Source organism: Massilia sp. SYSU DXS3249, assembly GCF_053668055.1.
Genome location: NZ_JBSIPX010000022.1, coordinates 76,154 through 86,601, shown reverse-complemented (window position 1 = coordinate 86,601; position 10,448 = coordinate 76,154). Strand labels below are relative to the sequence as shown.

Below are 10,448 nucleotides of genomic sequence, written 5' to 3'. Positions count from 1 at the left end.
CGATTACATCGAGATGTTTTACAATCCGAAGCGCCGGCACAGCTCCAGCAATGACTTGTCGCCGGTCGAATATGAAAAGCAGTACTTCCAGCGGCTCGCGAGTGTCTAGGAAACTCGTGGCGATTCAGTGCTGTGTGACCCGCAAGAAGGTGAATTTTTTGCATCCGAAGAAGCTGTGACTTGGGCGAACAATCAACTTAGACAATAGAAGTGGTCAGTCTTCAATTGCGACCGGCGGCTAAGGTCCGGTTGCTGCCGTTCCGGTAGGTCTGCAACCGGCCAAAATCGGACATAGATCCGTCCGCATGAGAAGACCTTGCAAATACGCTGAATTAGCCATGAGCAAATTCGCCGCAGAAATTGACATTATGGGAATAATGTCTGACTTATCCTCGTCAACAGCCCGATGCAGCAGCGCAGTAAATGCCGCTCTCAGATTAAAAGCGCCGTAGTATAGTTTTTATCTTGGCAGCAGCCCCGCCAGCATCAGATCGACAAGGGTCTCGAGGAATATCACAGGGTCGGGGACGAGGTGATTCGATGGCTGAACCGCGTTAGTCCAAATGGTCAGCATGAGCATGGCCGATGTAAGTACCTGGGTGGCTTGGGCAACGTCGACCTGCCGGAACTCATTGCGGGCTATTCCGCGCTCGATTACCCTGGCAATCAGTCTCCTATCGCGATCGATCACTTCGGCCCGGTATAACATGGCCAGCTCCGGGAATTGATTAGCTTCCGCCGTAACGACCCCGATCAGGCCGGCGCCCTTTTTTACACCGACATGCCCCCACCAGTGCAAGATCGCGTGCCGCATGAGCTCGGCGCTATGTCCTCCGAACTCGGCAAGCAAAGTCTCGATCTCGGCAATGGCGGGAACGACATCGGCGCGAACGACTGCTTTGAAGAGTTCTTCCTTGCTTTTGAAGTACAGGTACATGGTGGGTTTGGATACGCCAGCACGGCGGGCAATATCCTCGAGACGAGTCGACGCGTAGCCTCGCTCGACAAACAGTGCGAGCGCTGAGGCCATCAGCTCTTGCGGGCGCTCTCTCTTGCGGCGCATCCAGCGCGATTTGCCGCTTGTATTTGCCATCGTTCTCAGGAGCATGCATGCGCTCAGGTCAACATCTTCCTTCACTGTCGGTCCTGACCGCCTTGCGTGTCGCCGCGAATGGCCTCAGGCCCGACCAGCAGAGCCAGATCGCTACCAACGCAGTCGGCAGCACGGTCGCGCTGATCGCGTAATGCAGCTTGGCGCCGCCGTGGAAGGCGTGATCCGACACCAGGGCCACCAGCGTCGGACCCAAGCCAATGCCAAGCAGCCCGGCGATCAGCAGATACACCGAAATGGCTTGCCCTCGCATATTGTTTGGACACACCTCCTGAATACACGCCGGTGCCGCCGCCTGCGAGATGCTCAAGCCAAACACGGAAGCACCGAGCATGACGAATGCCGCAGTCGCGCTGCCCGCAAGCGGCCACAGCACGGCCATCGGCGCGCAGATCACGGTGCCGATCAGCGCGACGCGAAAACGCGCGGCCTCGACCTGCATGCGCAGCCAGCGGTCGCTCAGGAAGCCGCTGAACAGGGTTCCGCTCAGGCCGGCCGCGGCAATGATCAGGCCAAGAATGATGCCTGCCCGGCTGACCGGCATGTCGAAGCGCCGCTCGAACAGCGCCGGCGCCCACGACAGCATGCCGTAGCCGATCATGGCGAGCAGCGCCGGATAGGTCAGGAGGCGCGCAAAGGTCCGGCGATGATTCTTCAGGAAAGCGAGGAATTCGCCGACCGAGCAGGCCTCGGCCTTGTCACTCAGTTCGCGGCGAAGCGGCTCGCGCACGGTCAGCAACAGCAAGGCGAGCCCGATACCCGGCGCCGCGGCGGCAAGGAAACAGATGCGCCAGGCCGGCAGCAGGCCGAGCATCGGCAATTCCATGCCTTCCTTCGGAATGGCCCCCAGCAGCCAGCCGCCGAGCAGCATCGATGCACCCGACCCGACCGCCAGCGAGGTGTAATAGAAGGCGAGGGCGCGCCCGCGGCGTTCGGGGGCGACGTAATCCGCAATCATCGAATACGCGGCCGGCGCCAGCACCGCCTCGCCCACGCCGACGCCCATACGGGCAATGAACAGCATCGTGTACGAACCGGCGAAGGCGGATGCCGCCGTCATCGCGGTCCAGAACAGCATGCCCCAGAAGATCAGGTTGCGCCGGGTCGCGCGGTCTACCATGCGCCCCAACGGCAGGCCCATCAGCGTATAGCAGAGCGAGAACGCGTAGCCCTGCAGCAGGCTGAAAGCCGTGTCCGAAATGGCGAACTGGGCGCGGATCGGCCGCACCAGCAAGGCGGGCAGTTGCCGGTCCAGTTGCGAGAACAGGGTGATCAGGAACAGGACGGCGATCACATAAGCGGCGTAGCGCAGGCTCGGATAAGGCGCATCGAGCCGTTGCGGCGGGAGATTGTCCATGGCTTTTCCAGTAAAGACGGGCTCAGAATCGGTAGTCCACATTGATGCCGAAGGTGCGCGGGTCGCCTGGCGTCTGGTTGTTATATCCCTGTAAGAAGAACGAATTCGAACGCGCCCAGTAATACTTTCCTCCGAGGTTTTTTCCCCACAGCGAGACCCGCGTTTTGGTGTCCGGCAGGTTCAAGGTAATCAGCGCATTGAGCAAGCCGTAGCCTGCCTGGGTGTTCGATGCGATCTGGCCCGGATTCAATGGACGGAAGGGCAGGGCATTCGTATTCACCGGCTGGAAGAACATGACGGCGGAACGCCAGTTATAGTCGAAATGCAGGTCGAGCCGCCCGAGCGCCGTCGCCAGCGGATAGTCCGCGCCCAGGGAATACGTTTCCTTGGCCGTGGTGACGAAGGACAGGCCCTGGAAGGGACCGTTGTCGAATTCCGGATCGGTGAGCCCGATGCCGGCCGTCAGGTTCAACTGCCCCAAGCGCAGTTGTGCGTCCAGTTCCAGGCCCTTGACGGTCGCGTCGCCAGCGTTGATCACCGAACTGACGGTCGTGCTGCTGCCCGGCGGGAGGTGAGGGGAGATTTGCTGGATGTCGCCGTATTTGGCGAAATAGCCAGCCACATTCAGGCGCAGCCTGCGCTCGATCAGTTCCATCTTGGAACCGGCCTCGTAGGACACGACCTGTTCCTTGTCGAAGGGATCATAGGCAAAGCGGCTGGTTCCGCCGGCGGGCTGGAAGCCGCCGGAGCGGAAGCCGCGCGAGACCTTGCCGTACAAGAGGGTGCCATCGCCGAACTTGTAATCGAGGCCGAGCGTCCAGGGGGTGTAGTCGGAGCGCAGCGGCGGCGGCACGTAATGGCAGCCGCCCTGGTCGAGGCCCGCCGCAGCCAGCGCGCAGCCGCCGCTGCCGGCCAGCTGGGCGCCGGTGGACGTGAGATAGCGCGGCGCGTAATAATCGACGTCGCGCTTGTCCTTCACCAGCCGCGCACCGGCCGTCGCGCGCAGGTTCGGCAGAATGGCATAGGTCAGCTGGCCGAAAATGCTGCGCGAGGTCTGCGCCGAATCGAATTCGTTCAGGCGCCCCAGCGCCGCAGCGCCGGACGGGGTGGTCACGAGGCTGCTGTCGCGCAGCGACTCGGTAAAGTAGTAGGCGCCGGCGATCCAGTCGAGGCGATCGGCGAGGGCGCTGCCATACACCTGCAGCTCCTGCGTGAACTGGTGGCCGCTGACGCCATAGCGCTGCAGCTGGTTGACGAAGACAGGCGTCGCGTCGAGGTCATAGCCGCTCACCGTGTCCAGATGGCGGTAGGCGCTGATCGACTTGAAGGTGGCAGGGCCTGCATTCCAGCGCAGCGTGGCGGTCGAGTTGTCGACATCCGTGGTGTTGGCGGGGTTGAACCCGGCATAACTGGTATAGCCGCCGGTTTGCCGGTACTGTGCGATTGGCGCCAGCGCGGCCGCGGCGACCGCGGGATCGAAGTAATTGACGATCCAGACCTGGGAAGCGGCGTCGCTGCGGAAGCGGTCCCAGGTCAGGTCGAGCAGGAGGTCGCGGGTCGGCCGGACCCGCAGCGAGGCGCGTATGTACTGGCGGTCCTCGTCGCCCAGTTGCTGGCCGAGCGTCGCGCTGCGTCCATAACCGTCGTGCCGGAGGGCATCCACCACGATCCGCGCCGCTGCCTTGTCGCCGAGCGGGACGTTCAGGACGCCACCCAGCGCGCGCTGGTCGAAGTTGCCGGCGCCAATGCGTACGCTACCCTCGAAGTCCTGCTTCGGCGCCTTCGTCGTCATGTTCAGCGCGCCGCCAATCGTGTTGCGCCCGAACAGCGTACCCTGGGGGCCGCGGATGACCTCGACCGATTCCATGTCGACCAGCGCCGCATTGGCGCCGGCCGTGCGCGCATAGTAGACGCCATTGACATAGATCCCGACGGTCGGGTCGTTGTTCGACGAAATCGAGGTCGGCGTGATGCCTCGCATGCCGATGATCATGTTGTTCTTGCCGACCGGGGTATCGACGATCAGGAGCGAAGGTGCATTTGCACTGAGCGCCTTGACGTCGACAATCTGCTTGTTTCCCAGTTCGGCCGCGCCGATGGCGGTCACCGCCGCCGGCACGTCCTGCAATGCCTGTTCGCGACGCTGCGCGGTGACCACGACCTTGGCGACCGGGGCCGCCGCGTCCGATGGCGTGGCGTCAAGTTGCTCCTCTACTGCGGCGCAGGCTGCGCCACCGATCATCGACATCGCGCAGCTGCCCGCAAGCAGTCCTGCCTTTGCAAAATGGGTCATGCATGGTCTCCGTGTTGTTATAGATGTGGCGAAACCGCCCGGGCGATGCGGGTGCGCAGGCCAGACCGGTGTGACAAGCGATGCGGTGGCGGCGGAGCGGCGTGATCGGGAATCACGCGCTCGCTAGTTCTACTGCGGACTGCGGCAGGAAGCGGCAATCTTGTTGCCGTCGGGGTCGCGGATATAGGCCGCGTAGGCATTGGGGGCGAACGGGCGCAGCCCAGGTGCGCCTTCATCGGTCGCGCCGAGTTCGATGGCCCGGCGGTGGAATTCTGCGACGGCTGCGCGGCTGGGCGCGGCCAGGCCGATGGTGAAGCCGTTGCTCGCCGTGGCCGGCTCGCCGTTTCGCGGATAGCCGACCATGAACTGCGCCGCGCCGATGCCCCAGCCGCAGATGCGTCCGCCGGCGCCGAGCAGGCGCGCGTAGCCAAGCGGCTCGAGCACGTGGTCGTAGAAGGTCTTGGCGCGCTCCAGGTCCGTCGTGCCCAGGGTAATGTGGGTCAATATCGTCATGCCGGTGTCTCCAGTTTGGATGAAAGAGGCGGCGATCAGCGCTTGCTGACCTTGATGTCGGTGCGCTCGAGGTCCCAGGTGGTGGCGGTGCAACCTTCCTCGCGCAGCTGGTATTTCAGGACGCGGCCCTGGGGATTCTTCGGCATCGCATCGCGGAACTCGATATAGCGGGGCAGGGCGTAATAGGGCACCGCATCGACCGCCCAGTGGAACAGGGCTTCGGGCTGCAGGACGCAGCCCGGTTTCAGGATCGCCGTGACCTTCACATCGTCCTCGCCGCGCTCGGACGGGACTGCGTGGACCGCGACCTCCTCGATGTCGGGGTGGACGGCGAAGGCCGACTCCATTTCGAAACTGGAGATGTTTTCGCCGCGGCGGCGCAGGTAATCCTTCTTGCGGTCGACGAAGTAGAAGAAGCCGTCCTCGTCGAACTTGCCGATGTCGCCGCTGTGGAACCACATGTTGCGCATCACCTTCATGGTGTCCGCCGGACGTCCCCAGTAACCCATGAACATAATGTCGGGCCGCAGCGGGCGCACGACGATCTCGCCCGGTGTGTTGGCCGGCAGTTCACGGTCGAGGTCATCCACAATGCGCACGTCGAAATCCGGGATGCGCTTGCCGGACGAGCCGGGCGCGGCATACTCGCCGCCGGCAAGCGAGGTAATGACGCTCGCCTCAGTCAGTCCATAGCCATTGCCGCCGACCTGGCGCGCGCCGAAACGCCCGCGCCAGACCTGCTTCGTTTCTTCCGTAAATGGATTCCCGCGCACGGTATGGATCTGGCCGACGCAGCGTAGCATGGCCTCGGTGTCGGGCGCCTGCGCCAGCAGGCCGCCCATGCCGCCGAGGATCGAGGCGATGGTGGCGCCGCTGCGCTCCACCTCGGGCCAGAAATTCGAGACCGAGAAGCGCGGCACGATCGCCACTCGCGCGCCCACCATGATGTTCGACAGCACGCCCACGCACATGGCGTTCATATGGAACAGCGGCAGTGGGGTGATGGTGACGTCATTGGCGCTGGCCGGCCCGGCGCGCAGTTGCAGGCGCGCCAGGTTGCACATGTAGTTATAACTGAGCATGCAGCCCTTGGACGGACCCGTGGTGCCCGAGGTGTACACGATGCAAGCCAGGTCCGAGGGTGCCGGCTTGACGGCGATCGGGTCGGTGCAATCGCCCCGGTATTCGTCGAGCGATGCGATTGGCACCCGGCAATCCGGGCGATGGGTCAACACGCCGCGGTACAGGATCAGGCTGACGTCCGGCAGGCCCTCGGCGACCTGGGCGATGCGCTCGACATAGTCGGCCTCGCAGATGACGATGCCGGCGCGCGCGTCGGCGATCTGATGACGCAGGAATTCGCCGCGCAGCGCCGTGTTGACCGGCACGCTGACGGCGCACAGCTTGTTGACCGCGATCCAGCCGGTGACGGCGTCGATATTATTGTCGAGCATAGTCAGGATCGTGTCGCCCGCCTTCAGCCCGAGCGCCGCCAGCGAATGCGCCAGCCGGGTCGAGAGTTGATCAAACTCGCCATAGGTGGTCAGTTCACCGCCGAAATCGAAGAGCACGCGCTCAGGATGGGCCGCAACAGCCCGGTCGAGCGCGGCGATGACGGTATCCTGCTGTCCAAGCGTCCAGGTCTCGGGATTGCCCATTCCAGCCATTTTGCCTCCTGTTGTCGGGCTCCGCCGAATGGCCCGGCAGGCACCCATGCGTTTAATTGTGAGACGAATATAAACAGAATTGCGAAAAGTGTCAAAGTATTGCGTGACTTGACCGCATCCGGACGCCTGCCGACGCGATCCTTGCGCTACAATCCGGGTACGAAAAATATGCATTAGGGAGTAGACCGATGACGGCTGCCGTCAAACCAAAGAAACCGGCGGGTGCAGCCAAGGCGGGCAGTCCACGCGCGGCCAGCGCCAGCGCCACGCCGGCGGTGCGCGTCCGGGTCAAGGCGGTCGCTGCTCCCGTGGAGCAGACGCAGGCCAGGGTGCCGGCACCGGCTGCGAAAGCGGCAAATACCACGAAAGCGCCGAAAACCTTGAAAACGCCACCGGCCGCAACGCGGCCCGCACGCGTGAAGCCGGCCACGCCGGCGCCAGCCGAGAAGGCGAAAAAGCCGGCCACGGTGCGCACGAGTTCGGCGCCGGTCAAGCTGAACAAGCGTTCCGGCGACACCATTGCCAAGATCCTCGCGACGACGGAAGAGATCATCCTGCAATCGGGCGCGGAGCGCATCTCGATCCTAGACGTGTGCAACGACAGCAGCATTTCGCGCGGCACCTTCTACCGCTATTTTTCGTCCCAGGATGACCTGCTCGATGCGTTTTCGCGGCACAAGCGCGACCAGTTCCATGTCCGCCTGATCGAGGCGACGTCGGCATCACAGGATCCCGACGAACGCTTCCAGGCAGTGCTCGGTTTCATCGACGATTACCTCGAACGCAGCCGCGCGCGGCGACTGCTGCTGGTGGCGCCGGAGTACGCGACACGCTGGTTCCAGCGTATCTTCCACGACTCGGTGCACCGCTTCCAGGACGTGCTGGCACCGGTGTTCGACGCCTGGGAAGAACGCCGCGGCATCGTGCTCGACCGCGAGCTGATCGGCGAGCTGATGGTGCGTTTCATCCTGAGCGAAGTGCTGGTACCGTCCGGCGCCGACCGCCGCAACCTGATGCGGCGCATCGAGCGCTTCGTCGTCATGCTGCTGTCGGGCCGCGTCGCGCGCCGCTGAGCGCCCACGCTTTACCTGAGGTAAAACTGATCTTCAGGCCCTGCGCGCGGCCTTGTGCTTCAATCCGGCGGACTTCAAAACAAAACCGGAGAAGACAGCATGAATGGGGACAAGCAATACGACGTGGCGATCGTCGGTGGCGGACACAATGGCCTGGCCGCCGCCTGCTACCTGGCCGAAACGGGCAAAAAAGTGGTGGTCATCGAGGCGCGCGAGAAAGTCGGCGGCATGGCTTCGAGCGGCTATCTGATTCCCGAGGCGCCGCAGCACCTGATCCATCCCTGCGCGCTCGACCTGATGTCGCTGCGCGTACATCCGATGATGCCGCGGGAGCTGCAGCTCGAGCGGCATGGCTTCCGCCAGGTCGAGATGAGCCCCGGCTATGTCTATCTCCACCCCGACGGCAGTTCGCTCGTATTCGGCCGCAGCGCCGAAGAGACGGCGGCCGAGATCCGGCGCTTCTCGGCGCGCGATGCCGACGAGTTTCGCTCCCTGATGACGCTGGTGAACGCCTTCATCGACGTCGCCATCCCGATGATGCGGGTCGACCCCGCCCAGCGCAACCTGGGCGCCAAATGGCAGGCCTTCCGCACTATGTTCAAGAACCGCGCGCTCAAGCCGGAGCTGATGGCGCTGATCGGCAGCCCGGCCTACACCTCGATCATGGAACGCTTCGAACATCCCGTGACCCAGTCGGCCCTGTGCTGCCTGCTCGGTGCGGCCGGTCCGATCGCCGGCGAAGCCACCGGGATCTACTTTGCGCTGCTCGGCTTCATTCACCGTTTCGGCCTGGGCCGCGCGGTGGGCGGCATGCAGACGCTGTCGAATGCGCTGGCGGCGCGCCTGCGGGAACTGGGCGGCGAGATCATGATCGACGCCCCGGTCGCGGAAATCCTCGCCGAGGGTGGCGTCGCGAAGGGCGTGCGCCTGAAGAGCGGCGCCGTGATCGGTGCGCGCGCAGTGATCGCCTCGATCCACCCGAAAATGGCGCTCGAGATGGTCACGCCCGGCGCGCTCGACCGCCGCACGCTGACGCGCGTGGCTTTGGCGCCGGCGAACGCGCACGGGGCTTCGCCGCTGAAAGTCGACGTCGCTCTCTCTGGGCAGGTCGGGTACAGCCGCCATGAAGCGCTGCGCCCGGACGGCCTGAGCCTGCGCAAGAGCGTGCTCCTGATCGGCACGTCCGACGCTGTACTCGACAACTTGCGCGCCGCTGCCCGTGGCGAAGTTTCGCCCTTGCCCTATATGTGGATCACCGCGCCGAGTGCGGTCGACCCGGGCCAGGCGCCGCCCGGACAAGATGTAGCCTACCTGTATCCGGTGGCGATGCCGGTCGAGCCACGCGAGGGCTGGGACGCGATTCGCGCCAGGGTCGGCCAGCAGGTGGTCGAACAGGCCTCGCAGTACATGGACGGGTTGGCGAGCTACGAGATCGGACGCCGGATCGAAGCGGCGCCCGACCTGGCCGAGCGCCTGAGCGTCCACCGCGGCTGCGTGGTGCATATCGACACCAGCCCGGCGCGCAGCGCCCTGATGCGCCCCGCGGCGGGGCTGGGCACCGACAGGCTGCCGGTGGCCGGCCTGTTCCTGGGCGGCGCCGGCACCCATCCGGGCGGCGGGATCAACGGCCTGCCGGGGCGGATCGCCGCGCGCCGGGTCAGTCGCTTCCTGGCGCCGTGACCGGGGATACGGGGCGCGTCAGCGGATGCTGTCCGCTGCGCTCGCGCTCGAGCGCCGAGAGCACGAAATCGACCGAAAAGCGGCGCCAGGTCTCGGCATCCGGCGCGCTCGCCATGTCCAGGCCGCACAGCGTCGACACCGTATAGCGGTTGACCCAGGCGCTGGTGGTGGCCAGCGCGGCGACGGCCAGCAGCATGTCCGGATCGACGTCGGCGCGGAAGTCGCCGCTGGCGATGCCGCGTTCGAGCGTTTCCGCCATCTTGAGCCTGAGGCGCGGCGCCAGCCCGGTAAAGCTGTTGTGCGGCGTCGCCCGGCTTTCGTGAAAACGGATCCCTTCCTGGGCTAGGGCACTCAGTTCGCCCTCCTGATAGGGCTGGACCATCCCCTGGAGCAGGGCGCGCAGTGCCGCGCGCGGCGCCAGGTGGTCCAGCTCCAGCGTCACCAGTTCGTTCATTGCTTGTGCCGACGAGTCGTCCAGCACGCAGGCGAATAGCTCTTCCTTGCTGCGGTAGTAGTGATACACCAGCTGCTTGGTCACGCCGGCAGCCTGCGCGATGTCGTCGACGCGCGCATCGGCCAGGCCTTTGCCGACGAATTCCCGGCGCGCCGCTTCGAGGATGCGCTTGAGCGTTTCACGCTTGTTCGGCAGCGCTTTGGATGGCGCACAACTGGCCGGCAGCTCGCTCATGGTGTCGCCCCCCCCGTAGTCTCGATGCCGCCATCTTAACCCAGGCCGCTTGACTCGCGGTCAAAC

The 10,448-nt window shown here is 64.6% G+C and carries 9 protein-coding genes; 3 read left to right on the top strand and 6 right to left on the bottom strand.

Going from position 1 to position 10,448, the window contains the following annotated elements; genetic code table 11:
• Nucleotides 1-109, top strand: a 109-nt coding sequence (locus tag ACWCIA_RS20650) for an IS3 family transposase (protein WP_454166358.1), incomplete at its 5' end; no start/stop codon positions are given.
• A gap of 351 nt (nucleotides 110-460) precedes the next feature.
• On the opposite strand, the gene ACWCIA_RS20645 is transcribed toward ACWCIA_RS20650, so the two are convergent.
• The 5 genes from ACWCIA_RS20645 to ACWCIA_RS20625 form a co-directional block, all read right to left on the bottom strand.
• Nucleotides 461-1,093 (bottom strand): TetR/AcrR family transcriptional regulator, encoded by a 633-nt coding sequence (locus ACWCIA_RS20645; protein ID WP_454166356.1) that lies wholly within the window; start codon nucleotides 1,091-1,093, stop codon nucleotides 461-463.
• 28 nt (nucleotides 1,094-1,121) lie between these two features.
• Nucleotides 1,122-2,510: a spinster family MFS transporter gene (locus tag ACWCIA_RS20640; protein ID WP_454166354.1), complete on the bottom strand. Its 1,389-nt coding sequence runs from the start codon at nucleotides 2,508-2,510 to the stop codon at nucleotides 1,122-1,124.
• Nucleotides 2,491-4,761, bottom strand: a complete 2,271-nt coding sequence (locus tag ACWCIA_RS20635) for a TonB-dependent receptor (protein ID WP_454166352.1) — start codon at nucleotides 4,759-4,761, stop codon at nucleotides 2,491-2,493. Before ACWCIA_RS20635 ends, ACWCIA_RS20640 begins: the two co-directional genes overlap by 20 nt.
• Before the next feature lie 129 nt (nucleotides 4,762-4,890).
• Nucleotides 4,891-5,274 carry a VOC family protein gene (locus ACWCIA_RS20630; RefSeq protein ID WP_454166351.1) on the bottom strand — a complete coding sequence of 128 codons (384 nt, stop codon included), beginning with the start codon at nucleotides 5,272-5,274 and terminating at the stop codon, nucleotides 4,891-4,893.
• Nucleotides 5,275-5,309: 35 nt separating this feature from the next.
• Nucleotides 5,310-6,941: an ATP-dependent acyl-CoA ligase gene (locus tag ACWCIA_RS20625; RefSeq protein WP_454166349.1), complete on the bottom strand. Its 1,632-nt coding sequence runs from the start codon at nucleotides 6,939-6,941 to the stop codon at nucleotides 5,310-5,312.
• Nucleotides 6,942-7,129: 188 nt separating this feature from the next.
• On the opposite strand from ACWCIA_RS20625, the gene ACWCIA_RS20620 reads away from it, so the two are divergent.
• On the top strand, nucleotides 7,130-8,014 hold the full coding sequence (locus tag ACWCIA_RS20620) for a TetR family transcriptional regulator (RefSeq protein WP_454166347.1): 885 nt from the start codon (nucleotides 7,130-7,132) through the stop codon (nucleotides 8,012-8,014).
• Nucleotides 8,015-8,113: 99 nt separating this feature from the next.
• Complete coding sequence (locus ACWCIA_RS20615; RefSeq protein ID WP_454166346.1) at nucleotides 8,114-9,694, top strand: phytoene desaturase family protein; 1,581 nt, start codon at nucleotides 8,114-8,116, stop codon at nucleotides 9,692-9,694.
• On the opposite strand, the gene ACWCIA_RS20610 is transcribed toward ACWCIA_RS20615, so the two are convergent.
• On the bottom strand, nucleotides 9,672-10,382 hold the full coding sequence (locus ACWCIA_RS20610; protein WP_454166344.1) for a TetR/AcrR family transcriptional regulator: 711 nt from the start codon (nucleotides 10,380-10,382) through the stop codon (nucleotides 9,672-9,674). The genes ACWCIA_RS20615 and ACWCIA_RS20610 overlap by 23 nt on opposite strands.
• Between the last annotated feature and the right edge of the window lie 66 nt (nucleotides 10,383-10,448).